A 26,709-nucleotide genomic window follows, 5' to 3' on the forward strand; every position below is an offset into this window, starting at 1 on the left:
ATCCGGCTCCGGCGTCACACGTTGAACCGGAACTCCACCACGTCCCCGTCCTGCATGACGTAGTCCTTGCCCTCCATGCGTGCCTTGCCCTTCGCGCGGGCCTCCGCCACCGACCCCGTCTCCACCAGGTCGTCGAAGGAGATGACCTCCGCCTTGATGAAGCCCTTCTGGAAGTCCGTGTGGATGACGCCGGCGGCCTCGGGGGCCGTGGCGCCCTTCTTGATCGTCCAGGCGCGGGATTCCTTCGGGCCGGCCGTCAGGTACGTCTGCAGGCCGAGCGTGCGGAAGCCGACGTGGGCCAGGGTCGCCAGGCCGGGCTCCTCCTGGCCGACGGACTGGAGCAGTTCCAGGGCCTCGTCCTCATCGAGCTCGGCGAGGTCCGCCTCCAGCTTGGCGTTGAGGAAGATCGCCTCGGCCGGGGCGACCAGGGCGCGCTGCTCGTTCTTGAAGTCCTCGTCGGTCAGCTCGTCCTCGTCGACGTTGAAGACGTAGAGGAACGGCTTGGTGGTGAGCAGGTGCAGGTCGTGCAGGAGCTCCGCCCGCTCGGTGCCCTGGACGATGCCCTGGGAGAAGAGGGTGTCGCCCTTCTCCAGGATCTCCTTGGCCTCCTCGACGGCCTTGACCTTCGGCGCGACGTCCTTCTTGATCCGCGATTCCTTCTGCAGGCGCGGCAGGACCTTCTCGATGGTCTGCAGGTCCGCGAGGATCAGCTCGGTGTTGATCGTCTCGATGTCGTCCTTGGGCGAGACCTTGCCGTCGACGTGCACGACGTTCTCGTCCTTGAAGGCCCGGATGACCTGGCAGATCGCGTCGGACTCGCGGATGTTCGCCAGGAACTTGTTGCCCAGGCCCTCACCCTCGGAGGCGCCGCGCACGATGCCCGCGATGTCGACGAAGTCGACCGTGGCCGGGAGCACCCGCTGCGAGTCGAAGATCTCCGCCAGCTTGGTCAGCCGGGGGTCGGGCACGCCGACGACACCGACGTTGGGCTCGATCGTGGCGAACGGGTAGTTGGCCGCCAGCACGTCGTTCTTGGTCAGGGCGTTGAACAGGGTCGACTTGCCGACATTCGGCAGACCGACGATTCCGATCGTGAGCGACACGTTGCGACTTCCCGTGAGTGGAGAGGGCCAGGAGGCCAGGGGACCGGCCGATCCACCAGTCTACGGCGTGCCCGGAACCGCACCGGGAGGCGTATCGAACGCTTGGCCAAGCCTCGGCCGTCGGCGTGTCTGACGGGCTATTCGGCATATTGAACGACCTAAGTTGGTGCGGTGGAGCAATACAGGACGCGACCTGCCCAGTACGGACCGCGACGCGACCGGCCGAGGCCGCCCCTGCCACCGCAGGTGAAACGGGGTGCGGGAGGCGGCCCTGTGCGGGCCCGCGGTGGTCCCGCGGGCGGTGGCTCGGCGGGCGGCGCTCCCGCGCGCGCGACCCGGCCGCCGGGGGCGCAGCGCCGTCCGGCGCCGGTGCGGCGGCCCGCGCCCGCACCGGCGGCCTCCGCCGGGCGGCTGCCGAACCCCCGGCTGACCGGCCTGGGCAGCGGGCTGTTCTGCGCCGTGGTGATGTTCCTGCTGGGCGCGGTGTGCGCCGCACTGTTCGGGGGCTCCCTGACGGCGTACGGCGTACTGTTCCTGCCGGTGTGCGTGCTGACCGCCCTGTGGGTGCGCCCGGGGGACCTGATGACCGCGCCCGTGGTCGTGCCGATCGCGTTCGCCGCCGGGCTGCTGCCGGTGGCCGAGGGCGACGGCGGGAACAAGGTGATGGGTCTGCTGACAGCGCTCGCGACGCAGGCCGGGTGGCTGTACGGCGGGACGCTCGTGGCAGGGCTGATCGTGATCGTCCGGCGGGTCCGGCTGGTGCGGCGCAGGAGGACGGCAGCGGCGGCGGCCGGGGGGCGTCCGGCGCTGTGAGCCGCGCCGGAACGGTCCCGGACCGGCTTCCGACCGGCTCCAGCCGTGTGACCCTTGCCGGACGGCGCCCAGCACGCCGGCCCTGACCGCGTCCGGCGCTGTGAGCCGCGCCGGGACCGGCTTCGGACCGGCTCGGACCGGCTCCGGACCGACTCCAGCCGTGTGACCCACGCCGGACGGCGCCCAGCAGCCCGGCCCCGTCCGCATCCGGCGGCGCGCCGCCCCTGCCGCGTCCGGCGCTAGTGCCCCACCGCCCCGGCCACGTCCGGCATCAGTGCCCCACCGCCCCGGCCGCGTCCGCGCTAGTGCCCCGCCGCCCGCATCGCCGCCCCCACGATGCCCGCGTTGTTCTGCAGCTGCGCCGGGACGATCTCCGCCTTGATGCCCTCGATGTGGGGCAGGAACTTGTGGGCCTTGCGGCTGACGCCGCCGCCGATGATGAACAGCTCCGGCGAGAACAGCATCTCGACATGGGCGAGGTACTTGCGCACGCGGTGCTCCGCCCAGTGCTCCCACGACAGGTCGTGGTCCTCGCGCGCCTTGCTGGAGGCCCGCTTCTCCGCGTCGTGCCCGTCCAGCTCCAGGTGGCCCAGCTCCGTGTTCGGCACGAGGACGCCGTTCACGAAGAGCGCGCTGCCGATGCCCGTGCCGAACGTCAGCAGGATCACCGTGCCCCGCCGGCCGCGGCCCGCTCCGAAGTGCATCTCGGCCACGCCCGCCGCGTCCGCGTCGTTCACCACCGTCACCGGCAGACCGCCCAGCCGCTCGCCGAGCAGCGCACGCGCGTCCGTGTCGATCCAGCTGTCGTCGACGTTCGCCGCCGTGCGGATCGTCGCGCCGTCGGTGACCACGCCCGGGAACGTGACCCCGACCGGTCCCGTCCAGCCGAAGTGGTCGACGACCTGCTTCACGCCGTCGGCCACCCCGTCGGGCGTGGCCGGGTGCGGGGTGAGGACCTTGTGGCGCTCCTGCGCCAGGTCGCCCATGTCCAGGTCCACCGGGGCACCCTTGATCCCGGAACCGCCGATGTCCACGCCGAAGATCTGCATGGCCCTACGTTACGACGTGGGACGGACGGTCACGGACCGGACGGCGGTGCCCGCCCGGCCCGTCCCCGAGAACTGCGCGATCACTCCCCCATCGCTCCGCGATCACTCCGCCGGACGTTCACCGGCCGCGGCGCCGCCGCGCTCGGCGACCAGCGCGGCCGCCTCCTCGCGCAGGTCGCGGCGGAGCTCCTTGGGCAGGGAGAAGGTGATGGACTCCTCGGCCGCCTTGACGATCTCGACGTCCTCGAAGCCACGCTGGGCGAGCCACTCCAGGACCTGCTCGACCAGCACCTCCGGGACGGACGCGCCCGAGGTGACGCCGACCGTGGAGACGCCCTCCAGCCAGGCCTCGTCGATCTCGTCGGCGAAGTCCACCAGGTAGGCGGCACGGGCTCCGGCGATCTTCGCGACCTCGACCAGGCGCTTGGAGTTGGAGGAGTTGCGCGAGCCGACCACGATGACCAGGTCGGACTCGGCGCCCATCTGCTTCACGGCCAGCTGGCGGTTCTGCGTGGCGTAGCAGATGTCGTCGCTGGGCGGGGAGATGAGCTGCGGGAACTTGTCCTTCAGGGCGTCGACGGTCTCCATGGTCTCGTCGACGGAGAGCGTGGTCTGGGAGAGCCAGACGACCTTGGACGGGTCGCGGACCTCGACCTTGGCGACGTCGTCGGGGCCGTCGACCAGCTGGATGTGGTCGGGAGCCTCGCCGGAGGTGCCGATGACCTCCTCGTGGCCCTCGTGGCCGATCAGGAGGATGTCGTAGTCCTCGTTGGCGAAGCGGACGGCTTCCTTGTGGACCTTGGTGACCAGCGGGCAGGTGGCGTCGATGGTGGCGAGCCTGCCGCGCTCGGCCTCCTCGTGGACGACGGGGGCCACGCCGTGGGCCGAGAACATCACGATGTTGCCCGGCGGCACCTCTTCCGTCTGCTCGACGAAGATCGCGCCCTTCTTCTCCAGGGTCTGCACGACGTACTTGTTGTGGACGATCTCGTGACGGACGTAGACGGGAGCGCCGTACTGCTCCAGCGCTTTCTCCACGGCGATCACGGCGCGGTCCACGCCCGCGCAGTAGCCACGGGGGGCGGCGAGCAGGACACGGCGGCCAGGCGAAGCAGACATGCGTCCCATCGTAAGGCCGCGTTCGGCGGGCCAAAGATCGCGCCCGCGTGGAATCCCCGGGAAGACTGAACGAACGCGACGGCGGCACGGGTGACGGAAGCGGAGGCGGGCCACGATGGCGGAGACGGGGACGCGGGCCCGCACGGCCGGCGGGGAGCACGCGCTGCGGCGCAGTCTGGGCTTCCGGGACCTGGTCGTCTACGGCCTGCTGTTCATCGCGCCGATGGCCCCGGTCGGCGTGTTCGGCACGCTGGACGCCAAGTCGCACGGGGCGGTGGCGCTGGTGTACCTCGTCGCGACGGTCGCGATGGCGTTCACCGCGTTCAGCTACGCCCAGATGGTCCGGGTCGTCCCGCAGGCGGGCTCGGTCTTCGCCTACGCGCGCGTGGCGCTCGGAAAGGAGGCCGGGTTCGTGGCGGGCTGGATGGCGATGCTGGACTACGTCCTGATCCCGGCGGTGGCGTACCTGTTCTGCGGGGTCGCGATGAACGCGCTGGTCCCCGGGGTGTCGCGGTGGGTCTGGTCGGCGCTCGCGGTCGCCGTGACGACGCTGCTGAACCTGTGGGGCGTGCGGGCCGCCGCCCGGGTGGGCTTCCTGGTGCTCGTGCTGGAGGTCGTGGTCCTGGTCGTCTTCGTGGTGGCCGCGGTGGTGGTGCTGGCCCGTGACGGTGCCGAGCGGGGCTGGCTGTCGCCGCTGTCCGGGGACGGCACGCAGGGCGCCTTCGCGCTGTCGGCGGTGCTCGGGGCGGTGTCGGTGGCGGTGCTGTCGTACCTGGGGTTCGACGCGATCGCCTCCTTCGCGGAGGAGGTCACCGGCGGCTCGGCGAAGATCGCGCGGGCGCTGCTGTTCTGCCTGGCGCTCGCGGGTGTGCTGTTCGTCGCGCAGACCTATCTGGTGGCGCTGCTGGAGCCGGTGTCGTCGGCGCGGCTGGCGGCGGAGCCGGGGCGGCAGGGGTCGGCGTTCTACGACACGGTGGACGCCTCCGTCGGCACCTGGCTGCACGACCTGGTGGCGGTGAGCAAGGCGATCGGCGCGGCGTTCGCGGCGCTGGCCGGGCAGGCGGCGGCGGCCCGGCTGCTGTTCGCGATGGGCCGGGACCGGCGGCTGCCGCGGGTGCTGTCCCGGACCAGTGCGGGGGTGCCGCGGGTGGCGCTGCTGTGCGCGGCCGTGGTGACGCTGGTGGCGGCGGTGTGGGCGGCGCGCCGGGACGACGGGATGGACCAATTGGTGTCGGTGGTCGACATCGGCGCCCTGACCGCCTTCACGCTGCTGCACGCGAGCGTGGTGGGCTGGTTCGCGGTCAGGCGCCGGGGCGGGGCCGTGAGCTGGTGGCGGCACGTCCTGGTGCCGGTGGCCGGTGCGGCGATCACCGTCGCCGTGATCGCCGAGGCGTCGCGCACGGCCCAGCTGGTCGGCGCGGTGTGGCTGGCCGCCGGGCTGGTGGTGCTGGTGGTGCAGGAGCGGCGCAGGTCCGCGTCGCCGCCTCCGGCGGTCTGAGCGGCCGGACCGGCGACCGGGTACGCCGTCCGCGGCCTGGTGCGCGTCCTGGCCGCGGCCGCCGGTCCGCCGGCTCCGCCCGGGCGGATGATCCGCGTTGTCGGTGGCGGCCACTACGCTCGCGGGCATGGCTGTGAACACGACTCCGGAATCCCCGCTGCCCGTCGGCGAGGTGTCACGGCTCATCGGGGGCTGGATCGACCGGCTCGGGGCGGTGTGGGTCGAGGGGCAGATCACGCAGTTGTCGCGGCGGCCGGGCGCCGGCGTGGTGTTCCTCACGCTGCGGGACCCCTCGTACGACATCTCCGTCAGCGTCACCTGCTACCGGCAGGTGTTCGACGCCGTGGCGGACGTGGTGAGCGAGGGCGCCCGGGTCGTCGTCCTGGCGAAGCCCGAGTGGTACGCGCCGCGCGGGCAGCTGTCGCTGCGGGCCGCCGAGATACGGCCCGTCGGGGTCGGGGAGCTGCTGGCGCGGCTGGAGCAGCTGAAGAAGACCCTCGCGCGGGAGGGCCTGTTCGCGCCGGAGCGGAAGAAGCCGCTGCCCTTCCTGCCGCAGCTGATCGGGCTGGTCTGCGGCCGGGCCTCGGCCGCGGAGCGGGACGTGCTGGAGAACGCCCGGCACCGCTGGCCCGCCGTCCGCTTCGAGGTGCGCAACGTCGCCGTGCAGGGCGTGCACGCCGTGCCGCAGGTCGTGCAGGCGGTGAAGGAGCTCGACGCGCTCGACGACGTCGACGTGATCATCGTCGCCCGGGGCGGCGGCAGCGTGGAGGACCTGCTGCCGTTCTCCGACGAGCAGCTGATCCGCACGGTCGCGCAGTGCCGTACGCCCGTGGTGTCGGCCATCGGGCACGAGCCCGACAACCCGCTGCTGGACCACGTGGCGGACCTGCGCGCCTCCACCCCGACCGACGCGGCCAAGAAGGTCGTGCCGGACGTGGGCGAGGAGTACGAGCGCGTGCGGTTGCTGCGGGACCGGGCCCGGCGGTGCGTGGCCGCGCTGCTGGACCGGGAGGAGCGCGGCCTGGCGCACGCGCTGGCCCGGCCGTCGATACAGGATCCGCACCGGATGATCGACGAGCGGGCCGACCAGGTGGCGGACCTGCTCGGCCGCGGCCGGCGCTGCCTGCGGCACCAGCTGGACCGCGCCGACTCCGAGCTGACGCACACGCACGCGCGCGTGGTGGCCCTCTCCCCCGCCGCGACCCTGAAGCGCGGGTACGCCGTGCTGCAGAAGGCGGACGGGCACGCCGTCCGCGACCCCGGCGAGGTGGAGGCCGGCGAGGCCCTGCGCGCGCGGGTCTCCGAGGGCGAGTTCTCCGTACGAGTGGACACATAGGGTGGGTGGATGACCAGCGAGGTGGAGCAGGCGCCGGGCACGGACGAGGCGCTCGGGTACGAACAGGCGCGGGACGAGCTGATCGAGGTCGTCCGCCGTCTGGAGGCGGGCGGTACGACGCTGGAGGAGTCCCTGGCGCTCTGGGAGCGGGGCGAGGAGCTGGCGAAGGTGTGCCGGCGCTGGCTGGAGGGGGCGCGGGCGCGGCTGGACGCGGCGCTCGCGGAGGAGGCCGCGGAGGACGCGGACGCCGGGTAGGTAGCGTCACGGGCCCTGTGAAGTCGATCACCACACCCTCAAGTTTGTTGAACGTTGAACTTCATTGGCGTACGGTCGCAGATGTCAGCCGGTCCGGCCCCATCGGACCCGACGTACGCTCCGAGAAGGTTTTCGTTCATGTCTCTCGTTCTTGACCCCGCAGCCCAGGACCTCCTGTTCCGCGAGGCCCGCACCGCCAACACCTTCACCGACGAGCCGGTGACCGACGAGCAGGTGCAGGCGATCTACGACCTGGTCAAGTACGGCCCGACCGCCTTCAACCAGACCCCGCTGCGCATCACCCTGGTCCGCTCCCCCGAGGCCCGCGAGCGCCTGGTCGCGCACATGGCCGAGGGCAACCGGGCCAAGACCGCGAGCGCCCCGCTGGTCGCGATCCTCTCCGCGGACAACGAGTTCCACGAGGAGCTGCCGCACCTGTTCCCGGCCTTCCCGCAGGCCAAGGACGCCTTCTTCGCCGAGCGCCCGGTGCGCGAGAGCGCCGCCGCGATGAACGCCGCCCTGCAGGCCGCGTACTTCATCGTCGGCGTCCGCGCCGCCGGCCTGGCCGCCGGCCCGATGACCGGCTTCGACTTCGAGGGCGTGCGCAAGGAGTTCCTGGACGACGACCACACCCCGCTGATGGTCGTCAACATCGGCCGCCCGGGCCCGGACGCCTGGTACCCGCGCTCCCCGCGCCTGGCGTACGACCAGGTCGTCACGACCGTCTGAGCCACGGACACCGTCCGGGCCGCACAGCCCACGAGGAAGGCCCCCGGCAGGCGAGCCGGGGGCCTTCCTCGTGCGCGGTCACTTCGTCTCCAGGGCCTGCGCCATCTTCGTCAACTGGGCGAACGAGGCGGTGCCCGTCACCACCGTCGTCGAGCCCTTGGTGTCCTCCAGGACCAGCGCGTCGTACCGGCCGCCCTCCCAGCGGGTCCAGGTCCGGCCGTCGATCTTCTCTGTCCTGTCGGTCTCCCGCGCGCCCTGCGTCGCCTCGTCGAGGAAGACGGGCCGCCGCTGAGTGGACTGCTGGACCGCGACGTACTCCCCCTCGGGGTCGTGGAACCCGAGGTGCCAGGTGTCGAAGTCGTCGGCCCGGTAGCGGACGGAGGTGGCCTTCCACGCCGCGGGCAGGCCCTCGGGCGCGGCCACGGGGTACGGGGCGGCGCGGCGCGCCGTGAGCAACTCGACCCGGTAGTCGACGCGCTTGAGGTCGGGTTCGCTGTCGTCGTGCGGGATGAAGAGGTACATGACGCCCGCCACGAGGATGATGACCCCGAGCGAGAGGATCATGTCCCGCGCCGTCTTCTGCTTGCCGTTCGTGCCTGCCACGCCCCCTATCGTCGCAGGTCTGTGCTGCGCTCATCCGTGGGGGCCCCTGCTCATTTTGCGGGCTCGGGGATAGAGTCGGGCGACAAAGCCCTCATCCGGCCGTCGTCGTACAGAAAGGTGCGCTCCGATGACCGAGCATCATCACTTGCCGTCCGAACTCGATGTGCCCTCCGAGGCCCCCGACCGCAACCTCGCCCTGGAGCTCGTCCGGGTCACGGAGGCCGCGGCGATGGCCGCGGGCCGCTGGGTGGGACGCGGTGACAAGAACGGCGCCGACGGTGCCGCGGTCCGCGCCATGCGGACCCTCGTCTCCACCGTCTCGATGAACGGCGTGGTCGTCATCGGCGAGGGCGAGAAGGACGAGGCCCCGATGCTCTTCAACGGGGAGCGCGTGGGCGACGGGACCGGGCCCGAGTGCGACATCGCCGTGGACCCGATCGACGGCACGACGCTGACCGCGAAGGGCATGACGAACGCGATCGCGGTGCTGGCCGCGGCCGAGCGCGGGTCGATGTTCGACCCGTCCGCGGTCTTCTACATGGACAAGCTGGTCACCGGCCCCGAGGCGGCGGACTTCGTCGACATCAACGCGCCGGTCGCGGTGAACATCCGCCGGGTCGCCAAGGCCAAGCGCTCCGCCCCCGAGGACGTCACGGTGGTGATCCTGGACCGGCCGCGGCACGAGGGCATCATCAAGGAGATCCGGGACACCGGGGCGCGCATCAAGCTGATCTCCGACGGTGACGTGGCCGGCTCGATCCTGGCACTGCGCGAGGGCACCGGTGTCGATCTGCTGCTCGGCATCGGCGGCACGCCCGAGGGCATCATCTCGGCCTGCGCGGTGAAGTGCCTGGGCGGCACGATCCAGGGCAAGCTGTGGCCGAAGGACGACGAGGAGCGGCAGCGGGCGATCGACGCGGGGCACGACCTCGACCGGGTGCTGACCACCGAGGACCTGGTGACCGGCGAGAACGTGTTCTTCGTGGCGACCGGCATCACCGACGGTGAGCTGCTGCGGGGCGTGCGCTACCGGGCGGAGACGGCGACGACCGACTCGATCGTGATGCGCTCGCGGTCGGGCACGGTGCGCAGGATCGATTCGGAGCACCGGCTGTCCAAGCTGCGGGCGTACAGCGCGATCGACTTCGACAAGGGCAAGTAGCCGGTGACGGAAAGGGCGTCCCCGGTGCGGTGGGGACGCCCTTTCGCCGTGCTGTCGACCGTCAGCCGGCGGCCGCTATGCGGTTCGCCGAGCGGGCCGCCTTCTTCAGCTCCACGTCGCGGCGGCGGCGCCGGGCCAGGACCACGCGGCGCTCGGCCGCGGTGAGGCCGCCCCACACGCCGTAGGGCTCGGGCTGAAGCAGGGCGTGCTCGCGGCACTCGACCATGACCGGACAGCGGGCACAGACCCGCTTCGCCGCCTCCTCGCGGGAGAGCCGGGCGGCGGTGGGCTCCTTGGAGGGGGCGAAGAACAGGCCCGCCTCGTCGCGCCGGCACACCGCCTCGGTGTGCCACGGGGCGTCCTGGTCCCTGTCTCGCGCTGGCACCCGCGGGGCCGGAACGGCAGCTACCTGCAGGGACGAATGCGGCGGTTGCAGCACGGTCTACTCCTGACGACGGCTTCGCGAGCGAGAGACGATGCAGCAAGGCCTACCCGCTGTGCGCGCGCCTATGCACTGAGTTCCGAACGGCCGCTTCCGGCTGATTCGCGACTGTCAATGGCCCAGGTGCTTGCGCAAACTCCTGTCGACCTTGCGCTGCACCCGGTCCAGGATGTCCGCGACGAGCTTGCCGCGCTTGGCCCGCGCCTCGACGCTGCCGAGGACGGCCCAGCCGTCCACGTAGATCACCGGCGCCTCCGGTTCCGCCGAGTCGAGGGTCTCGACCTCGAAGCTGCCGAGCACGCCGCCACCTATGCCGCGCAGCGAGACGTTCTCCGGGACGCGGATCTCCACGCTGCCGAAGATCGCGAACGACTTCACGACGACCTGCTGGTGGTCGTACAGGGCGTCGCTGAGGTCGATCTCGACACTGCCGAAGATCGCGTAGGCGTGGATCCGGCGGCCCGCGCGCCAGCGGCCCTTGCGGACGGCGCTGCTGAAGACCGCGACCACGTTGTCGTCGGGTTCGACGGGGATGGCGCCGACCGTGGGGCGGTGCGGGGCCGGGGCGTGCGCGGGGCCCGGGCGGGGGCCGCGGCCCGCGGGCAGGTCCCGGACGAAGACCTCCAGTTCGCCCACCGTCTTGGCGCGCAGCACCCCCTCGACGCGCTCGGCGTGCTCGTCGGCGGTGAGACGGCCCTCGGCGAGGGCGTCGTGCAGGATGTCGGCGACCCGGTCGCGCTCGGCGTCGGAGGCGCGCAACTCGGCGTCGGCGGGGCCGGCCTGCGGGTGAGGGTCCTGCTTGTGAAGGTCCACGGCAGCAGCGTACCCAAACACGATAGATCGCGACACCCCCCCGGCCGTGTTCCTGCGGGGGCGCGTAGGTGACGAACTGAGCCTTACCTCACAAGCTCGCCGTCAGCGGCAGGTCCTACGCTGGAGGGCGCTCGCCAAAGGGGGCGAGCCGCCGTCCGCAGAGTGAGGAATGGGCTGAGATGCCTGAGTTCGCGTACACCGATCTGCTCCCCCAGGGAGAGGACACCACGCCGTACCGGCTGGTGACCTCCGAGGGTGTCTCCACGGTCGAGGGGCCGGACGGACGGACCTTCCTCCAGGTGGAGCCGGAGGCGCTGCGCAAGCTCGCCGAGGAGGCCATCCACGACATCCAGCACTACCTGCGCCCGGCCCACCTCGCGCAGCTGCGCCGGATCATCGACGACCCCGAGGCGTCGGCCAACGACAAGTTCGTGGCGCTGGACCTGCTGAAGAACGCCAACATCGCGGCGGCGGGCGTGCTCCCCATGTGCCAGGACACGGGCACGGCGATCGTCATGGGCAAGCGCGGGCAGAACGTGCTCACGCGCGGCCGGGACGAGGAGGCCCTGAGCCGCGGCATCTACGACGCGTACCAGAACCTGAACCTGCGCTACTCGCAGATGGCTCCGCTCACCATGTGGGAGGAGAAGAACACCGGCTCCAACCTGCCCGCGCAGATCGAGCTGTACGCGACCGACGGCGGCGCCTACAAGTTCCTCTTCATGGCCAAGGGCGGCGGCTCGGCCAACAAGTCGTTCCTGTACCAGGAGACGAAGGCCGTGCTGAACGAGTCCTCCATGATGAAGTTCCTGGAGGAGAAGATCCGCTCGCTGGGCACGGCCGCCTGCCCGCCCTACCACCTGGCGATCGTGGTCGGCGGCACGAGCGCCGAGTACGCGCTGAAGACGGCGAAGTACGCCTCCGCGCACTACCTGGACGAGATCCCCGCCGAGGGCAGCGAGCTGGGGCACGGCTTCCGGGACAAGGAGCTGGAGCAGAAGGTCTTCGAGCTGACGCAGAAGATCGGCATCGGCGCGCAGTTCGGCGGCAAGTACTTCTGCCACGACGTGCGCGTGGTGCGTCTGCCCCGGCACGGCGCGTCCTGCCCGGTGGCCATCGCGGTCTCCTGCTCCGCCGACCGGCAGGCCGTCGCGAAGATCACCGCCGAGGGCGTCTTCCTGGAGCAGCTGGAGACGGACCCGGCGCGGTTCCTGCCGGAGACCACCGACGAGCACCTCGACGACAGCGGCGACGTCGTGAAGATCGACCTCAACCAGCCGATGGAGACGATCCTCGCCGAGCTCACCAAGTACCCGGTGAAGACCCGGCTGTCGCTGACCGGCCCGCTGGTCGTGGCGCGCGACATCGCGCACGCCAAGATCAAGGAGCGGCTGGACGCGGGCGAGGAGATGCCGCAGTACCTGAAGGACCACCCGGTGTACTACGCGGGCCCGGCCAAGACCCCCGAGGGCTACGCGTCGGGCTCGTTCGGCCCGACGACGGCCGGCCGGATGGACTCCTACGTGGAGCAGTTCCAGGCGGCGGGCGGCTCCAAGGTGATGCTGGCCAAGGGCAACCGCAGCAAGCAGGTCACGGACGCGTGCGCCGCCCACGGCGGTTTCTACCTGGGCTCCATCGGCGGCCCGGCCGCCCGCCTGGCCCAGGACTGCATCAAGAAGGTCGAGGTCGTCGAGTACGAGGAGCTCGGCATGGAGGCCGTCTGGAAGATCGAGGTCGAGGACTTCCCGGCGTTCATCGTCGTGGACGACAAGGGCAACGACTTCTTCCAGGACCCGGCACCGGCGCCGACGTTCACGTCCATTCCGGTACGCGGTCCCGGACTCGCCTGAGAAGGGCGGTGACGAATCGCCTCCACGGGGAACAGTGGTCGCGGCGCGGACGCTGTGACACGTGGAGGTGATCGTCGATGACCGACGAGCAGGACAGGACCGAGTACCGCACCGAGCACGACTCCATGGGCGAGGTGCGGGTGCCCGCGCACGCCAAGTGGCGGGCCCAGACCCAGCGTGCGGTGGAGAACTTCCCCGTCTCCGGGCAGCGCATCGAGCGCGCCCACATCGAGGCCCTCGCCCGGATCAAGGGCGCGGCGGCCAAGGTCAACGCCGAGCTGGGGGTCCTGGACAAGGACGTCGCCGAGGCGATCCAGGACGCGGCCCGGGAGGTCGCCGAGGGCCGGTGGGACGAGCACTTCCCCGTCGACGTGTTCCAGACCGGGTCCGGGACCTCGTCCAACATGAACACCAACGAGGTCATCGCCACGCTGGCCGGCGAGCGGCTCGGGCGCCCCGTCCACCCGAACGACCACGTCAACGCCTCCCAGTCGTCCAACGACGTCTTCCCCTCCTCCCTGCACATCGCCGCCACGGCCGCCGTGACACGCGACCTGATCCCGGCCCTGGAGCACCTCGCCGCCTCCCTGGAGCGCAAGGCCGAGGAGTTCGCCGACGTCGTGAAGTCCGGGCGGACCCACCTGATGGACGCCACGCCCGTGACGCTGGGGCAGGAGTTCGGCGGGTACGCGGCCCAGGTGCGCTACGGGGTCGAGCGGCTGCGGGCCTCCCTTCCCCGGCTCGCCGAACTGCCGCTGGGCGGCACGGCCGTCGGCACCGGCATCAACACCCCGCCCGGCTTCTCCGCCGCCGTGATCGAGGAGGTCGCCCGTACGACCGGGCTGCCGCTGACCGAGGCGCGCAACCACTTCGAGGCACAGGGCGCCCGGGACGGCGTCGTCGAGACCAGCGGGCAGCTGCGGACGATCGCCGTCGGGCTGACGAAGATCGCCAACGACCTGCGCTGGATGGCCTCCGGGCCGCGCACGGGCCTCGCCGAGATCGCCCTGCCCGACCTGCAGCCCGGCTCCTCGATCATGCCGGGCAAGGTGAACCCGGTCATCCCGGAGGCCGTGCTCATGGTGGCCGCCCAGGTCGTCGGCAACGACGCCACCGTCGCCACTGCCGGCGCCGCGGGCAACTTCGAGCTGAACGTGATGCTGCCGGTCATCGCGAAGAACGTGCTGGAGTCGGTCCGGCTGCTGGCGAACGTCTCACGGCTGCTGGCCGACCGGACCGTCGACGGCATCACCGCCGACCGCGAACGGGCGCGGGAGTACGCCGAGTCCTCCCCCTCGGTCGTCACGCCGCTCAACAAGTACATCGGGTACGAGGAGGCCGCGAAGATCGCCAAGAAGGCGCTCGCCGAGCGGAAGACGATCCGTCAGGTCGTGCTGGAGGGCGGGTACGTGGACCGCGGCGAGCTGACCCTGGAGCAGCTCGACGAGGCGCTGGACGTCCTGCGGATGACGCACCCGTGACGGCCGGTGACACCCGTACGCCCGGCGCGTGAACCGCGACACGCGCCGCAGCGTCGTATGCCTGTGGCACCTAATATCTGTCCATGGCAGAGGGCGGAGCGGTGAGACGCGTGGCAAAGGGCGGTGCGACGGGCCACTGGGCCCCCGGGAGCCGGATCCTGTGGCGGTACCGGGAGAACGGCGGGGCGCAGATCCACATCGCGCGCCCGGTCACCGTCGTGCGGGACGACGCGGAGCTGCTGGCCGTGTGGCTGGCGCCCGGCACCGAGTGCGTGAAGCCGGTGCTCGCCGACGGCACCCCGGTGCACCAGGAGCCGCTGGAGTCGCGCTACACCAAGCCGCGGACCGTGCAGCGCGGCCGGTGGTTCGGCACGGGTGTGCTGAAGCTCGCCCGGCCCGGCGAGCCCTGGTCGGTCTGGCTCTTCTGGGAGCCGGGCTGGCAGTTCAAGAACTGGTACGTGAACCTGGAGGAGCCGCTGGCCCGTTGGGCGGGCGGCGTCGACTCCGAGGACCACTTCCTGGACATCTCCGTCCACCCCGACCGCAGTTGGCACTGGCGCGACGAGGACGAGTTCGCGCAGGCCAGGCGGGACGGGCTGATGGACGACCGGCAGGCGGAGAGGGTACGGAGGGCGGGGCGGGCCGCGGTGGAGGTGATCCGGGCCTGGGGGCCGCCGTTCTCGGAAGGCTGGCAGCACTGGCGCCCGGATCCGTCCTGGGGGGTACCGTCACTGCCGGAGGACTGGGATCGTACGCCCGCGCACGTGTCCTCATGAGACCCTTGATGCGCCCCCGGGCAAGAAACGTAGGATCGTCCTCCGCAAGGGCGCGCGGCGGCAACTTCCGGAGCACGCGCTGAGCTTGACCGATCGTCACCGAGGGGCGGCAGGACGTGAGCGAGGGGTACGAGGGCAACACCGGCAGGGCCTGCACCGCAGGCTCCGCGGGCCGCGGACGGCCCGCCGGTGGCACAGGAACAACCTCTGACCACGCGGGAATTCCGTTCCTGGGGCACGTATTCCGGGTATCGGAGTTTCGGCGGGACCAGCTGCACATGTGGCGTGCAGCCCCGGACGGATGGATGCGACACGCGTGACGGAGCAGCCGACCTCCTTCGAACGCCCCCAGCCGGGCGTCGACCCCGCGGACCCCCGCGGGGCGCTCGTGCATACCCCGGCACCGGCGCGCGCGCCCGGCACCGGGGCCTTACCGGTCCAGGGCCGCTGCGGCGGCGACGTCACCGTTCCGGTCTCGACGGCCCACACCCCGCCGGGCACGTCACAGCCGGGCACCTCCACGCCGTTCGGCAAGGGCAAGGACACTGTGAGCGATCCCGCCTCCGAGCACTCCCAGCCGGGTGCCGAGCAGACCGCAGAGCGCGACACCCCCCGGCCGCGCCCCGCCTCCGAGGGGATCCCGCTCCAGCCCGCCGACGAACAGGGCCGGCACGCCGCGAGCGCCGACGGCCCGGAGCGGCGCACCGGCCAGAGCCTGCCGCCCGGCCGGCCCACGCCCATGCGGCGGGACGGCGACCGGCTGCGGTTCGTCGGGGCCGCCACACGGCGGATCGCCCGCGGCATCGACCTCGACGAGATCGTGATGGGGCTGTGCCGGGCGACCGTGCCGACGTTCTCCGACGCGATCCTGGTGTACCTGCGCGACCCGCTGCCCGTCGGCGACGAGCGGCCCACCGGCCCGCTGGTGCTGCGGCTGCGCCGCACCGACCGGATACCGGCCGAGCGCGACACCGAGAACGGCTTCCTGCCGGCCGCGCAGCCCGAGCCGAACGAGCTGGACTCGGTCGGCGCCGAGCTGTGCGAGGTCCGGCCCGGCAGCGCGCTCGCCGAGGTGCTGCGCGGGGTGCGCCCGGTGTTCACGGACGCCCCCGCGGCCCGTGCCGCCCTGCCGGAGCTGCTGGGCGAGGGCGGTGAGTTCGCCGTACCGGACGGGCAGCGGGCGATCCTCGCGCCGCTGCGCGGACGGCGCCGGGTGATCGGGGCGGCCCTGTTCCTGCGGCGCCCCGAGCGCATCGCCTTCGAGCCGGACGACCTGCTGGTGGCCGCCCAGCTCGCCACGCACAGCGCCCTCGGCATCGACAAGGCCGTGCTGTACGGCCGTGAGGCCTACATCGCGGACGAGCTGCAGCGCACCATGCTGCCCGAGACGCTGCCCCGCCCGACGGGCGTGCGGCTCGCCTCCCGCTATCTGCCGGCCGCGGAGACCGCCCGGGTCGGCGGCGACTGGTACGACGCGATCCCGCTGCCGGGCAGCCGCGTCGCCCTGGTCGTCGGTGACGTGATGGGCCACTCCATGACGTCGGCCGCCATCATGGGCCAGCTGCGCACGACGGCCCAGACGCTCGCCGGTCTCGACCTGCCGCCGCAGGAGGTCCTGCACCACCTCGACGAACAGGCCCAGCGCCTCGGCGTGGACCGCATGGCGACCTGCCTCTACGCGGTGTACGACCCGGTGGCGCACCGCATCACCATCGCCAACGCCGGTCATCCGCCGCCCGTCCTGCTGCATCTGGGCGGCCGGGCCGAGGTGCTGCGCGTGCCGGCCGGTGCGCCCATCGGGGTCGGCGGCGTCGACTTCGAGGCGGTGGAGCTGGACGCGCCCGCCGGGGCGACCCTGCTGCTGTACACCGACGGCCTGGTCGAGTCGCGCCTGCGGGACGTGTGGACCGGCATCGAGCAGCTGCGGGAGAAGCTCGCAGCGACCGCGCAGCTCACCGGTCCCGACCATCCGCCGCCCCTGGAAGCCCTCTGCGACGAGGTGCTCGACATGCTCGGCCCGGGCGACCGGGACGACGACATCGCGCTGCTCGCCGCCCGCTTCGACGGGATCGCCCCCAGTGACGTGGCGTACTGGTTCCTGGAGCCGGAGGACGCCGCTCCCGGCCGGGCCCGCCGGCTGGCCCGCCGGGCGTTGCAGCGCTGGGGCATGGAGGAGCTGAGCGACTCGGTGGAGCTGCTGGTCAGCGAGGTCGTGACGAACGCCGTGCGGTACGCGTCCCGGCCGGTGACGCTGCGGCTGCTGCGCACGGACGTGCTGCGCTGCGAAGTGGGCGACGACGTCCCGCAGTTGCCGCGGCTGCGGCAGGCCCGGGCCACCGACGAGGGCGGCCGTGGCCTGTACCTGGTGAACCGGCTGGCCCGGCGCTGGGGTGCGACCCGGCTCAGCACGGGCAAGGTGGTCTGGTTCGAGCTCCACCGCGGCTGAGCCGCACGCGCACACGTGTGAGGGCGCCCGGTCCGCACCGGGCGCCCTCGCGCGTGTCCGGCCCTATTCGTCCTCGTCCGGGTTGATCGGGTCGAACGGACCGCCGCCGTCGTCCGGCGGGGTCGTCGACGGTTTCGCCGGCGGGGTGGAGGTGGGCGGGGTCGTCGACGGCGTGGTCGGCGGGGTGGTGGTCGGCTCCTCGCTGGTCGGCGGCGGGGACGACGACGGCGCCTCGGTGGTCGGCTCCCGCGTCGGTTCCTGGGTGGGCGACTGGGACGGCGTCCGCGTCCGCGTCGGCTCGACGGCCGCGCCCTGCCGCGTCTCCAGGTCGAACCTGCTGACGTCGTCCATCACGCCGAAGGTGTACGCCGCCCAGATCTGCGCCGGGAAGCCGCCGCCGTTGACCCGGGGCTGGCCGCCGGCCTTGTAGAGCGGGACCTGCTTGTAGGGCGGCTTGTTGTCCTCTCCGAACAGGCCCACCGAGGTGACCAGGTCCGGCGTGTAGCCGGTGAACCAGGCCGACTTGTTGTTGTCGGACGTGCCCGTCTTGCCGGCGACCTGCTGGCCGTCGCGCAGGGGGTTGTCGCGCACCGACGTCCGGGCGGTGCCGTCGTCGACCACTCCGGTCAGCACCGAGGTCACCGTGTCGGCGGCCTCGCGGCTGATGACCTGCTCGCCGACGGCGTCGGGCATGGTCACGGTCCTGTTCAGGTGCTCGGCCGACTTCACGAGGGCCGGGGTGACCTTCTTGCCGTGGTTGTCGAGGGTGGCGTAGACCCCGGCCATCTCCAGCGGGCTCGCGCCCATGCTGCCGAGGGTCTGGGCGGGCACGGCCTCCATGTTCTCGGTGTCCATGCCGAGCTTGCCGGCCACCTCGACGACCTTCTCCATGCCCACGTCGACGCCCATCTGCGCGAAGACGGAGTTGACGGACTTGTTCATGGCCGTCTGGACGGAGATCGGGCCGTAGTTCGCGTCGTCCTCGTTCTCCGGCGCGAAGCCGACCTCGCTGCCGTTGTCGACGACCGGGCGCTTGCTGGTGCCGTCGTAGACCGTGCTCGCGGTGATCGGCTTGCCGTCCTGCGTCTGCGCCTCCTCCTCCAGGGCGGCGGCCAGGATGACCGGCTTGAAGGTGGAGGCCGGCTGGTAGTCGGAGCGGGTGGCGTTGTTCACGTAGTGCTTGAAGTAGTCCGTGCCGCCGTACATCGCCACGACGGCGCCCGTCTTCGGGTTCACGGACACGGCACCGGCCTGGACGTCCGCGTCGACGGCCCGCTTCTCGGGGTCGAGCTTGCTGGTCAGCTGCCGCCGGACCGACTTCTCCAGGGCGGCCTGCTTCTTCTTCTCGACGTTCAGCGTGACGGTCCAGCCGCCGGCGTTGACCAGCGCCTCGGCCTCCTTGGCGCTGGCCGCGGTGCCGTCGGCGACGAGCTGCCGCTCCAGGGCCGCGTTGGCCGCGTTGACCAGGTAGCCCTTCTGGCCCTCCATGCCGGGCGCGGGCTTGGGCTCCTTCGGCACCGGGAACGTCATCCCGGCCCGCTCGGACGCGCTCAGCCAGCCCTCCTCGACCATGTTGTCCAGCACGTAGTTCCAGCGGTCCTTCACCAGCTTCTTGCCGGAGTCGGAGGCGACGGCCCAGTCGTACTGGCTGGGCGCCTGGAGCAGCGCGGCGAGGTAGGCGCCCTGCGCGACCGTGAGCTTCTCGGCGTCGGTGCGGTAGTAGGCCTGGGCGGCGGCCTGGATGCCGTAGGCGTTGCGGCCGTAGTAGCTGGTGTTGATGTAGCCGGCGAGGATGTAGTCCTTGGACTTCTCCCGGTCCAGCTTCAGCGAGATGACCAGTTCCTTCAGCTTGCGCGAGACGGTCTGTTCCTGCGTCAGGTAGTAGTTCTTGACGTACTGCTGGGTGATCGTCGAGCCGCCCTGGGCGCCGCGTCCGGCGACCGTGTTGAACAGGCCGCGGGCGGTGCCCTTGAGGTCGACGCCGGCGTCCTTGTAGAAGGTCTTGTTCTCGGCGGCGACGAAGGTCAGGCGGACCTCCTTGGGAACCCGGGCCAGGTCGACGACCTCGCGGTTGACCTTGCCGTCGCGGGCCATGATCGAGCCGTCGCTGTACTTGTAGATGTTGCTCTGCCGCTTGGCGTCGGCGTTCCCCTCGGGGATGTCGATCACCATGTACAGCACGATGAAGGCGCCCATCCCGAGCAGGCACAGGCCGAGGAAGGTGCCGAGGATCTTCTTCCAGGTGAAGAGCCTGCGTATGCCGCTCTTGCCGGCCGCGCCCGACGAACGGCGGCGCTTGGGCGCCGCCCGGCGCCCACCGCGCTGTCGGGCGCGTCTCTCTTCCGCTCGTCCCATGGGTCCGATCCGCTCCGCTTCGTTCATGTGTGCTCGTGTGTCACACAGGTTCGCCGCTCAGGTCAGCTCAGAAAGCTAACACCGGGAGATAAGAGAAAGGGCCGCCGATCCGGGTCTTTGCGGACGTGACAATCAGCACCCATTCCACCGGAACCGACGTACGAGACACGTGCGGGGTTGCCATGGCGGGGTAAAGTGATATCACTTAGCTAGACAGAAGCTATGCAGGAGTGGCTTCTCACGGAGACCGGGGGATCACCCATGACCACACATGACGCGCAGGTCACAGCGGATGTGCCGGAGATGCCGGCGCCGCGCGTGCGGGAGTTCGCCGCGCACAGCATCGGCGGCGGGCTCGCCCTGCTGCTCGGGCTGCTCGGACTGCTGGCCGGCGCCGGGATGATCGCGGCGGCCACGACGGTGTCCGCGGCCGGCGCCAAGGCCGGGCTGATCGTCGCCGGCGTCCTGATCGCGCTCGCGGCCTTCCTCGCCATGTGCGGGCTGAACATGGTGGCACCGGGCGAGGCCCGGGTCGTGCAGCTCTTCGGCCGGTACCGCGGGACGATCCGGCAGGACGGCCTGCGCTGGGTGAACCCCTTCACCTCGCGCACGAAGATCTCCACCCGCGTCCGCAACCACGAGACGGCCGTGCTGAAGGTCAACGACGCCTACGGCAACCCCATCGAGCTGGCGGCGGTCGTGGTGTGGCGCGTCGAGGACACCGCCCAGGCGACGTTCGAGGTGGACGACTACATCGAGTTCGTCTCCACGCAGACCGAGGCGGCGGTGCGGCACATCGCCATCGAGTACCCCTACGACGCCCACGAGGAGGACGGCCTGTCGCTGCGCGGCAACGCCGAGGAGATCACCGAGAAGCTCGCGGTCGAACTGCACGCGCGCGTGGAGGCGGCCGGCGTGCAGATCATCGAGTCGCGGTTCACGCACCTCGCCTACGCGCCCGAGATCGCCTCGGCGATGCTCCAGCGCCAGCAGGCCGGAGCGGTGGTCGCCGCCCGGCGGCAGATCGTGGAGGGCGCCGTCGGCATGGTCGAGTCGGCGCTGGCCCGGATCACCGAGCAGGACCTGGTCACGCTCGACGAGGAGCGCAAGGCCGCGATGGTCTCCAACCTGATGGTGGTGCTGTGCGGCGACCGGGCCCCGCAGCCGGTCCTCAACGCCGGGACGCTCTACCAGTGACGGCGCCTTCCGGGGGGTCCCCCCAGCGGCGGCCGCAGCAGCGCAAGCAGGTGCTGCTGCGGCTGGACCCGGCGGTGTACGAGGCGCTGGCGCGGTGGGCCGGGGACGAACTGCGGTCGGCGAACGCGCAGATCGAGTTCCTGCTGCGCCGGGCCCTGGCCGAGGCGGGGCGGCTGCCGCGCGACACGGGGCCGCTGCCCCGGCGGGGCCGGCCGCCCGGCTCGCGGAGCGGTCCCGCTCCGGGTCCGGACAGCGGCTCCGATTCCGAGCCGCCGCCGGTCTGACCAGGCACGGGGGCTGTTGCGGAACCGTGACAACAGCCCCCCACCTGCGCTCCCCCACACCCCGCCATGATCTACACACTCGGCGTATACATGACGCGTATACACACCGTGTACAGTCCTCGTCATGTCCATCGGTCACACACTCCTGGGGCTCCTGGAGTCCGGCCCGCGCCACGGTTACGACCTGAAGCGGGCCTTCGACGAGAAGTTCGGTCACGACCGGCCGCTCCACTACGGCCAGGTCTACTCGACGATGTCCCGGCTGCTGAAGAACGGGCTCGTCGAAGTCGACGGCATCGAGGCGGGCGGCGGTCCCGAGCGCAAGCGGTACGCCATCACCGAGGCCGGCATCACCGACGTCGAGCGCTGGCTCGCGACGCCGGAGAAGCCCGAGCCGTACCTGCAGTCGACCCTGTACACCAAGGTCGTCCTCGCGCTGCTCACGCACCGCGAGGCCGCCGACATCCTCGACACCCAGCGCTCGGAGCACCTGCGCAGCATGCGCATCCTCACCGACCGCAAGCGCAAGGGCGACCTCGCCGACCAGCTCATCTGCGACCACGCGCTGTTCCACCTGGAGGCGGACCTGCGCTGGCTGGAGCTGACCGCGACCCGTCTGGACAAGCTCCGCGAGGCGGTGACCCGGTGACTGTTCCCGCTGGTTCGCTGCTCACCGCCCAGGACCTGCGCAAGGTGTACGGGCCGACCACCGCGCTCGACGGCGCCGAGTTCTCCATCCACCCGGGCGAGGTCGTCGCCGTGATGGGCCCGTCCGGGTCGGGCAAGTCGACACTGCTGCACTGCCTCGCCGGGATCGTCATGCCCGACTCGGGCTCGATCGTCTACAACGGCCGCGAGGTCACCGCGATGAGCGACGCCGAGCGCAGTGCGCTGCGGCGCTCGGAGTTCGGCTTCGTCTTCCAGTTCGGGCAGCTCGTGCCGGAACTGACCTGCGTGGAGAACGTGGCGCTGCCGTTGCGGCTGAACGGCTCCCCCCGCAAGGAGGCCGAGAAGGCCGCCCTCGCGTGGATGGAACGGCTGGAGGTCGACGACCTGCGCCGCAAGCGGCCGGGCGAGGTCTCCGGCGGCCAGGGGCAGCGGGTCGCCGTCGCCCGGGCGCTGGTGACCAACCCCCGGGTGATCTTCGCCGACGAACCGACCGGCGCGCTCGACTCCTTCAACGGCGAGCGCGTGATGGAACTGCTCACCGAGGCCGCCCGGTCGGCCAGCACGGCCGTGGTGCTCGTCACGCACGAGGCCCGGGTGGCCGCCTACTCCGACCGGGAGATCGTCGTACGGGACGGCAAGTCGCGGGACATGGAGCGCGTCGTATGAGCGTGCGGCAGTGGGTGCGGGACCTGGGCATGGGGGTCCGGTTCGCCGTCGCGGGCGGCCGCGAGGGGTGGACCCGGGCGCTGCTCACGGCCGTCGGCGTGGGGCTCGGTGTGGCGCTGCTGCTGCTCACCACCGCCCTGCCGGGCGCGCTGGCCGAACGGGACCGGCGCGAGGAGGCCCGCAGCGACCACACCCTGAGCCAGCAGAAGATCCCGAAGGCCGACGACACCTTGGTCGTGCTGGACGCGGACACCGCGTTCCGCGACCGGGACGTGCGCGGGCGCCTGCTGGAGCCGGAGGGCCCGAAGGCCCCGCTGCCGCCGGGCCTGTCCGCGTTCCCGGCCGCGGGCGAGATGGTCGTCTCCCCCGCCCTGAAGGAACTGCTCGCGTCCGACGACGGGAAGCTGCTGCGCGAGCGGCTGCCCTACCGGATCACCGGGACCATCGGCGAGCAGGGGCTCATCGGCTCCCAGGAACTGGCTTACTTCGCGGGCGGCGAGCAGCTCGCCGGCCGGCTGGGCTCCGCCACCGCGGGCGCGCGCATCGACAGCTTCGGCAACCCGGATCTGGGGGCGTCCGACCCCTGGGACCCGGTGCTGCTCCTGCTGGTCCTGGTCGTGTTCGTGGTGCTGCTGATGCCGGTCGCGGTGTTCATCGCGGCGGCCGTGCGGTTCGGCGGCGAACGCCGCGACCGCCGGCTCGCGGCGCTGCGGCTGGTCGGCTCCGACAGCCGGATGACCCGGCGGATCGCCGCCGGCGAGGCGCTCGCCGGCTCCATGCTCGGGCTCGTCCTCGGCACCGGGTTCTTCCTGCTCGGGCGCGAACTGGCCGCCGGCTTCGAGGTGTTCCACGTCAGCGTCTTCCCGAGCTATCTGAACCCCTCGCCCCTGCTGGCCGCGCTGGTCGCGATGGCGGTGCCGACGGCAGCGGTGCTGGTGACCCTGTTCGCGCTGCGCGGGGTGGTCATCGAGCCGCTCGGCGTGGTGCGCACGGCCAGGCCCGCGCGGCGTCGGCTGTGGTGGCGGCTGCTGCTGCCGCTCGGCGGGCTCGCGATGCTCGCGCCGATGATCGGACAGGGCGACGACGGCACCTTCAACCAGTACCTGGTGGCCGGCGGCGTGATGCTGCTGCTCGTGGGCGTCACTGCCCTGCTGCCCTGGGTCGTCGAGACGGTCGTGGCCCGGCTCGGTTCCGGCGGTGTCGCCTGGCAGCTCGCCGTGCGCCGGCTCCAGTTGAGCAGCGGAGCGGCGGCCCGCATGGTCAACGGCATCGCGGTGGCGGTGGCCGGGGCGATCGCGCTGCAGATGCTGTTCTCCGGCGTGGAGGGCAACTACACCGCCGCGTCGCAGTACGACACGTCCCGCGCCCAGATGCAGGTGCGCGTGCCGGACCGGCTCGACGCCGTCTCCACCGCCGAGAAGTTCCGCGGGACCGAGGGCGTGCGCAAGGTCACCGCGCTGTCGGAGATCTACCTCTCCGGCCGCGGCGCCGACGCGGAGACCATCGTCCAGGTCACCCTCGGCGACTGCGCCTCCCTGCGCGAGGTGGCCGCCCTGCCCTCCTGCCGCGACGGTGACGTCTTCGCCGTCCGCGGCACGGAGTACGACACCGACACGATCAAGCTGGGCGAACCGGGCAAGACGCTGTGGCTGAACGGCACGGACGTGGACCGGCCCGGCGAGGACTTCTCCTGGACCGTGCCGCGGGACATCCGGCAGGCCGAGTCGCGCGAGGACCCGACCGGTACCGAGCGCGGCGGCATCCTGATCACGCCGGGCGCTGACACGTCGAAGCTGGCCTCGCTCGCGCGGAACGAGCTGTACCTGAGCCTGTCCCCCGGCGAGCCGAACGCGTACGAGTACGTGCGCAACACGGCCGCCCGCATCGACCCCACGGTCGACCCCGTCGTCTGGCACGCCGTCGAGCGCAACGAGCGCTACGCCGGCATCCGGACCGGCCTGTTCGTGGGCGCCGCGGCCGTACTGGCGCTGATCGGGGCGAGCCTGCTGGTCTCGCAGCTGGAGCAGTTGCGCGAACGCCGCAAGCTGCTGTCGGCCCTGGTCGCCTTCGGCACCCGGCGGCGCACCCTCGGCCTGTCGGTGCTGTGGCAGACGGCGATCCCGATCGGGCTGGGACTGCTGCTGGCCGCGAGCGTGGGCATGGCGCTGGGGGCGGTCCTGCTGAAGATGGTGAACCTGTCCGTCCGGGTGGACTGGCCGAGCGTGCTGTCGATGACCGGGATCGGCGCGGGCGTCGTCCTGGCGGTGACGCTGCTGAGTCTGCCCCCACTGCTGAAGCTGATGCGCCCGGACGGCCTGCGCACGGAGTAGGCCCCGCATCGGGGCCGGGACGCCACCAGGTGCCCCGGGCCGGGGTGCCACCAGGCGCCCCGGCCCGGGGCACGAGCGCGGGCAGGTCCTGGTCAGGCGTCCCCGTACAGGACCCGTACGGGCAGGGGCCGGAGTGCCTCGCGCAGGGCTGCGGCCAGTTCCTCGTACTCCGCGCCGCGCGCGGCCCCCGCCCGCATCGCCAGGGCGACCCGGCGGGTGGGGGCCGGGTCGGCGAAATAGCCGGTGAGGAGCTGGTTGCTGCGGGAGGTCTCGACCTTGACGGCCGTGCGCGGCAGCAGTGTGACCCCGAGCCCGCCCGCCACCAGCTGCACCAGCGTGGACAGCCCGGCGGCGGTCGTGGTGACCGGCACGTCGTCGCGGCCGGCCTCCCGGCAGATGTCGAGGGCCTGGTCGCGCAGGCAGTGTCCCTCGTCCAGCAGCAGCAGGTTCAGCTCGCGCAGCGCCTCCCGCGGGATGCCCTCGCGGCCGCCGAGCCCGTGGTCGAGGGGCGTGACGAGCACGAAGTCCTCGTCGAAGAGGGGCAGTTCGACCACCCCGGGCACGCCCAGCGGGACGGCGAGCAGCAGCAGGTCGAGCCGGCCTGCGGCGAGACCGTCGAGCAGGTTGGCGGTCTGCTCCTCGTGCACCTGCAGGTCGAGGTGCGGGTACCGCTCGTGGACGAGCCGCAGCACGGTCGGCAGCAGATACGGCGCCACCGTCGGGATCACCCCGAGCCGCAGCGCGCCGGTGAAGGGCGCCCGGACCGCCTCCGCCTCCTCCATGAGCGCCTCGACCTCGCCCAGCACCGACTTGGCCCGCGCGGCGATCCGTTCGCCCTCGGGCGAGAGCAGCACCTTGCGCGTCGTACGCTCGAGGAGCGTCACTCCGAGTGTCTCCTCCAGCGCCGAGACCGCGCCCGAGAGAGCGGGCTGGCTCATGCCGATCGCGCCCGCCGCGTCCCGGAAATGCAGGTGCTCGGCGACGGCCGCGAACGCCCGCAGCTGAGCCAGGCTCGGCTGCCTGCGCTTACTACCCACCGTCACTGATAACTACCTCCGATCAACCCGACCGAGTGTAGCTATTTCCGTAATCAATCGACGCTGTGCCAACATCAACACCGTCCAACCCATGGGAAACGCCCGCAATCCGGGAGTTTCTTCGCTGCAAGGAGAGCCTGTGCTCACTGTCGGTGACAAGTTCCCCGAGTTCGACCTGACCGCCTGCGTCTCGCTGGAGAAGGGCAAGGAGTTCCAGCAGATCAACCACAAGACCTACGAGGGTCAGTGGAAGGTCATCTTCGCGTGGCCCAAGGACTTCACCTTCGTGTGCCCGACCGAGATCGCCGCCTTCGGCAAGCTGAACGACGAGTTCGCCGACCGCGACGCCCAGGTCCTCGGCTTCTCCGGCGACTCCGAGTTCGTCCACCACGCCTGGCGCAAGGACCACGACGACCTGCGTGACCTGCCCTTCCCGATGATGGCCGACTCCAAGCACGAGCTGATGCGCGAGCTGGGCATCGAGGACGAGGACGGCTTCGCCAAGCGCGCGGTCTTCATCGTGGACCAGAACAACGAGATCCAGTTCTCCATGGTGACCGCCGGCTCCGTCGGCCGGAACCCGAAGGAGGTCCTGCGGGTCCTGGACGCGCTCCAGACGGACGAGCTGTGCCCCTGCAACTGGTCCAAGGGCGACGAGACCCTCGACCCGGTCAAGCTGCTGGCTGGTGAGTGAGG

General features: G+C 71.7%; 24 protein-coding genes. 16 read left to right on the plus strand and 8 right to left on the minus strand.

Annotated features, from left to right (window positions below):
• Positions 1 to 14: 14 nt before the first annotated feature.
• On the minus strand, positions 15 to 1,103 hold the full coding sequence (ychF, locus tag ACF07N_RS08535; RefSeq protein WP_383324327.1) for a redox-regulated ATPase YchF: 1,089 nt from the start codon (positions 1,101 to 1,103) through the stop codon (positions 15 to 17).
• 171 nt (positions 1,104 to 1,274) lie between these two features.
• Here ychF and ACF07N_RS08540 point away from each other — a divergent pair, with 171 nt between their 5' ends.
• Entirely contained in the window at positions 1,275 to 1,916 is a 642-nt protein-coding gene (locus tag ACF07N_RS08540) for a DUF6542 domain-containing protein (RefSeq protein WP_392109920.1), read from the plus strand.
• A 302-nt stretch (positions 1,917 to 2,218) separates the two neighbouring features.
• Here ACF07N_RS08540 and ppgK read toward each other — a convergent pair whose 3' ends face one another.
• Positions 2,219 to 2,965: a polyphosphate--glucose phosphotransferase gene (gene ppgK, locus ACF07N_RS08545; RefSeq protein ID WP_392109923.1), complete on the minus strand. Its 747-nt coding sequence runs from the start codon at positions 2,963 to 2,965 to the stop codon at positions 2,219 to 2,221.
• A gap of 102 nt (positions 2,966 to 3,067) precedes the next feature.
• A complete protein-coding gene (locus tag ACF07N_RS08550; RefSeq protein WP_392109926.1) occupies positions 3,068 to 4,093 on the minus strand; it encodes a 4-hydroxy-3-methylbut-2-enyl diphosphate reductase in 1,026 nt (341 codons plus the stop codon).
• Between the two features lie 106 nt (positions 4,094 to 4,199).
• Here ACF07N_RS08550 and ACF07N_RS08555 point away from each other — a divergent pair, with 106 nt between their 5' ends.
• The 4 genes from ACF07N_RS08555 to ACF07N_RS08570 all read left to right on the plus strand — a co-directional run bounded on the left by ACF07N_RS08555 (position 4,200) and on the right by ACF07N_RS08570 (position 7,902).
• A complete protein-coding gene (locus ACF07N_RS08555; protein WP_392109929.1) occupies positions 4,200 to 5,582 on the plus strand; it encodes an APC family permease in 1,383 nt (460 codons plus the stop codon).
• Positions 5,583 to 5,709: 127 nt separating this feature from the next.
• Positions 5,710 to 6,918: an exodeoxyribonuclease VII large subunit gene (gene xseA, locus ACF07N_RS08560; protein WP_383324342.1), complete on the plus strand. Its 1,209-nt coding sequence runs from the start codon at positions 5,710 to 5,712 to the stop codon at positions 6,916 to 6,918.
• A gap of 9 nt (positions 6,919 to 6,927) precedes the next feature.
• The gene (locus tag ACF07N_RS08565) at positions 6,928 to 7,173 is read left to right on the plus strand and encodes an exodeoxyribonuclease VII small subunit (protein WP_383324345.1); all 246 of its coding nucleotides are present in this window, start codon (positions 6,928 to 6,930) and stop codon (positions 7,171 to 7,173) included.
• A 138-nt stretch (positions 7,174 to 7,311) separates the two neighbouring features.
• Entirely contained in the window at positions 7,312 to 7,902 is a 591-nt protein-coding gene (locus tag ACF07N_RS08570; RefSeq protein WP_383324348.1) for a malonic semialdehyde reductase, read from the plus strand.
• Between the two features lie 78 nt (positions 7,903 to 7,980).
• Here ACF07N_RS08570 and ACF07N_RS08575 read toward each other — a convergent pair whose 3' ends face one another.
• On the minus strand, positions 7,981 to 8,505 hold the full coding sequence (locus tag ACF07N_RS08575) for a DUF4245 domain-containing protein (RefSeq protein WP_383324351.1): 525 nt from the start codon (positions 8,503 to 8,505) through the stop codon (positions 7,981 to 7,983).
• 127 nt (positions 8,506 to 8,632) lie between these two features.
• Here ACF07N_RS08575 and glpX point away from each other — a divergent pair, with 127 nt between their 5' ends.
• A complete protein-coding gene (glpX, locus tag ACF07N_RS08580; protein ID WP_383324354.1) occupies positions 8,633 to 9,667 on the plus strand; it encodes a class II fructose-bisphosphatase in 1,035 nt (344 codons plus the stop codon).
• A 61-nt stretch (positions 9,668 to 9,728) separates the two neighbouring features.
• On the opposite strand, the gene ACF07N_RS08585 is transcribed toward glpX, so the two are convergent.
• The gene (locus ACF07N_RS08585) at positions 9,729 to 10,106 is read right to left on the minus strand and encodes a WhiB family transcriptional regulator (RefSeq protein ID WP_309096193.1); all 378 of its coding nucleotides are present in this window, start codon (positions 10,104 to 10,106) and stop codon (positions 9,729 to 9,731) included.
• A gap of 114 nt (positions 10,107 to 10,220) precedes the next feature.
• Positions 10,221 to 10,922: a DUF1707 domain-containing protein gene (locus ACF07N_RS08590; protein WP_392109934.1), complete on the minus strand. Its 702-nt coding sequence runs from the start codon at positions 10,920 to 10,922 to the stop codon at positions 10,221 to 10,223.
• A 179-nt stretch (positions 10,923 to 11,101) separates the two neighbouring features.
• Here ACF07N_RS08590 and ACF07N_RS08595 point away from each other — a divergent pair, with 179 nt between their 5' ends.
• The 4 genes from ACF07N_RS08595 to ACF07N_RS08610 all read left to right on the plus strand — a co-directional run bounded on the left by ACF07N_RS08595 (position 11,102) and on the right by ACF07N_RS08610 (position 17,475).
• A complete protein-coding gene (locus ACF07N_RS08595; protein ID WP_392109937.1) occupies positions 11,102 to 12,772 on the plus strand; it encodes a fumarate hydratase in 1,671 nt (556 codons plus the stop codon).
• Positions 12,773 to 12,849: 77 nt separating this feature from the next.
• Positions 12,850 to 14,253, plus strand: coding sequence for a class II fumarate hydratase (locus ACF07N_RS08600; RefSeq protein WP_392109940.1), 1,404 nt, complete (start codon positions 12,850 to 12,852; stop codon positions 14,251 to 14,253).
• Between the two features lie 83 nt (positions 14,254 to 14,336).
• A complete protein-coding gene (locus ACF07N_RS08605; RefSeq protein ID WP_392109943.1) occupies positions 14,337 to 15,029 on the plus strand; it encodes a DUF402 domain-containing protein in 693 nt (230 codons plus the stop codon).
• 301 nt (positions 15,030 to 15,330) lie between these two features.
• The gene (locus ACF07N_RS08610) at positions 15,331 to 17,475 is read left to right on the plus strand and encodes a SpoIIE family protein phosphatase (RefSeq protein ID WP_392109946.1); all 2,145 of its coding nucleotides are present in this window, start codon (positions 15,331 to 15,333) and stop codon (positions 17,473 to 17,475) included.
• A 63-nt stretch (positions 17,476 to 17,538) separates the two neighbouring features.
• Here the strand turns inward: ACF07N_RS08610 and ACF07N_RS08615 are convergent, their stop codons facing one another.
• Positions 17,539 to 19,830, minus strand: coding sequence for a transglycosylase domain-containing protein (locus ACF07N_RS08615; RefSeq protein WP_392109949.1), 2,292 nt, complete (start codon positions 19,828 to 19,830; stop codon positions 17,539 to 17,541).
• A gap of 261 nt (positions 19,831 to 20,091) precedes the next feature.
• Here ACF07N_RS08615 and ACF07N_RS08620 point away from each other — a divergent pair, with 261 nt between their 5' ends.
• The 5 genes from ACF07N_RS08620 (at position 20,092) to ACF07N_RS08640 (ending at position 24,976) form a co-directional block, all read left to right on the plus strand.
• Positions 20,092 to 21,027, plus strand: coding sequence for an SPFH domain-containing protein (locus tag ACF07N_RS08620; protein WP_392109952.1), 936 nt, complete (start codon positions 20,092 to 20,094; stop codon positions 21,025 to 21,027).
• A complete protein-coding gene (locus tag ACF07N_RS08625; protein WP_392109955.1) occupies positions 21,024 to 21,311 on the plus strand; it encodes a hypothetical protein in 288 nt (95 codons plus the stop codon). Before ACF07N_RS08620 ends, ACF07N_RS08625 begins: the two co-directional genes overlap by 4 nt.
• 124 nt (positions 21,312 to 21,435) lie before the next feature.
• Positions 21,436 to 21,960 carry a PadR family transcriptional regulator gene (locus tag ACF07N_RS08630; protein ID WP_392109958.1) on the plus strand — a complete coding sequence of 175 codons (525 nt, stop codon included), beginning with the start codon at positions 21,436 to 21,438 and terminating at the stop codon, positions 21,958 to 21,960.
• Positions 21,957 to 22,646 carry an ABC transporter ATP-binding protein gene (locus ACF07N_RS08635; RefSeq protein ID WP_383324382.1) on the plus strand — a complete coding sequence of 230 codons (690 nt, stop codon included), beginning with the start codon at positions 21,957 to 21,959 and terminating at the stop codon, positions 22,644 to 22,646. Before ACF07N_RS08630 ends, ACF07N_RS08635 begins: the two co-directional genes overlap by 4 nt.
• Entirely contained in the window at positions 22,643 to 24,976 is a 2,334-nt protein-coding gene (locus ACF07N_RS08640; protein ID WP_392109961.1) for an FtsX-like permease family protein, read from the plus strand. Before ACF07N_RS08635 ends, ACF07N_RS08640 begins: the two co-directional genes overlap by 4 nt.
• 92 nt (positions 24,977 to 25,068) lie before the next feature.
• Here the strand turns inward: ACF07N_RS08640 and ACF07N_RS08645 are convergent, their stop codons facing one another.
• Positions 25,069 to 26,013, minus strand: coding sequence for a LysR substrate-binding domain-containing protein (locus ACF07N_RS08645; RefSeq protein ID WP_392111085.1), 945 nt, complete (start codon positions 26,011 to 26,013; stop codon positions 25,069 to 25,071).
• 139 nt (positions 26,014 to 26,152) lie between these two features.
• Here ACF07N_RS08645 and ACF07N_RS08650 point away from each other — a divergent pair, with 139 nt between their 5' ends.
• Positions 26,153 to 26,707, plus strand: a complete 555-nt coding sequence (locus ACF07N_RS08650) for a peroxiredoxin (protein ID WP_383324387.1) — start codon at positions 26,153 to 26,155, stop codon at positions 26,705 to 26,707.
• The last annotated feature ends 2 nt before the right edge of the window (positions 26,708 to 26,709 follow it).

Source organism: Streptomyces sp. NPDC015242, from assembly GCF_043079125.1.
GTDB lineage: Bacteria > Actinomycetota > Actinomycetes > Streptomycetales > Streptomycetaceae > Streptomyces.

Excerpts from the sequence above, each read along its gene's own strand:
- ppgK (WP_392109923.1), bottom strand. The coding sequence starts at position 2,965 with ATGCAGATCTTCGGCGTGGACATCGGCGGTTCCGGGATCAAGGGTGCC.
- ACF07N_RS08550 (WP_392109926.1), bottom strand. The coding sequence starts at position 4,093 with ATGGGACGCATGTCTGCTTCGCCTGGCCGCCGTGTCCTGCTCGCCGCC.
- ACF07N_RS08555 (WP_392109929.1), top strand. The coding sequence starts at position 4,200 with ATGGCGGAGACGGGGACGCGGGCCCGCACGGCCGGCGGGGAGCACGCG.
- xseA (WP_383324342.1), top strand. The coding sequence starts at position 5,710 with ATGGCTGTGAACACGACTCCGGAATCCCCGCTGCCCGTCGGCGAGGTG.
- ACF07N_RS08565 (WP_383324345.1), top strand. The coding sequence starts at position 6,928 with ATGACCAGCGAGGTGGAGCAGGCGCCGGGCACGGACGAGGCGCTCGGG.
- ACF07N_RS08570 (WP_383324348.1), top strand. The coding sequence starts at position 7,312 with ATGTCTCTCGTTCTTGACCCCGCAGCCCAGGACCTCCTGTTCCGCGAG.
- glpX (WP_383324354.1), top strand. The coding sequence starts at position 8,633 with ATGACCGAGCATCATCACTTGCCGTCCGAACTCGATGTGCCCTCCGAG.
- ACF07N_RS08595 (WP_392109937.1), top strand. The coding sequence starts at position 11,102 with ATGCCTGAGTTCGCGTACACCGATCTGCTCCCCCAGGGAGAGGACACC.
- ACF07N_RS08600 (WP_392109940.1), top strand. The coding sequence starts at position 12,850 with ATGACCGACGAGCAGGACAGGACCGAGTACCGCACCGAGCACGACTCC.
- ACF07N_RS08605 (WP_392109943.1), top strand. The coding sequence starts at position 14,337 with ATGGCAGAGGGCGGAGCGGTGAGACGCGTGGCAAAGGGCGGTGCGACG.
- ACF07N_RS08610 (WP_392109946.1), top strand. The coding sequence starts at position 15,331 with ATGGATGCGACACGCGTGACGGAGCAGCCGACCTCCTTCGAACGCCCC.
- ACF07N_RS08615 (WP_392109949.1), bottom strand. The coding sequence starts at position 19,830 with ATGGGACGAGCGGAAGAGAGACGCGCCCGACAGCGCGGTGGGCGCCGG.
- ACF07N_RS08620 (WP_392109952.1), top strand. The coding sequence starts at position 20,092 with ATGACCACACATGACGCGCAGGTCACAGCGGATGTGCCGGAGATGCCG.
- ACF07N_RS08630 (WP_392109958.1), top strand. The coding sequence starts at position 21,436 with ATGTCCATCGGTCACACACTCCTGGGGCTCCTGGAGTCCGGCCCGCGC.
- ACF07N_RS08640 (WP_392109961.1), top strand. The coding sequence starts at position 22,643 with ATGAGCGTGCGGCAGTGGGTGCGGGACCTGGGCATGGGGGTCCGGTTC.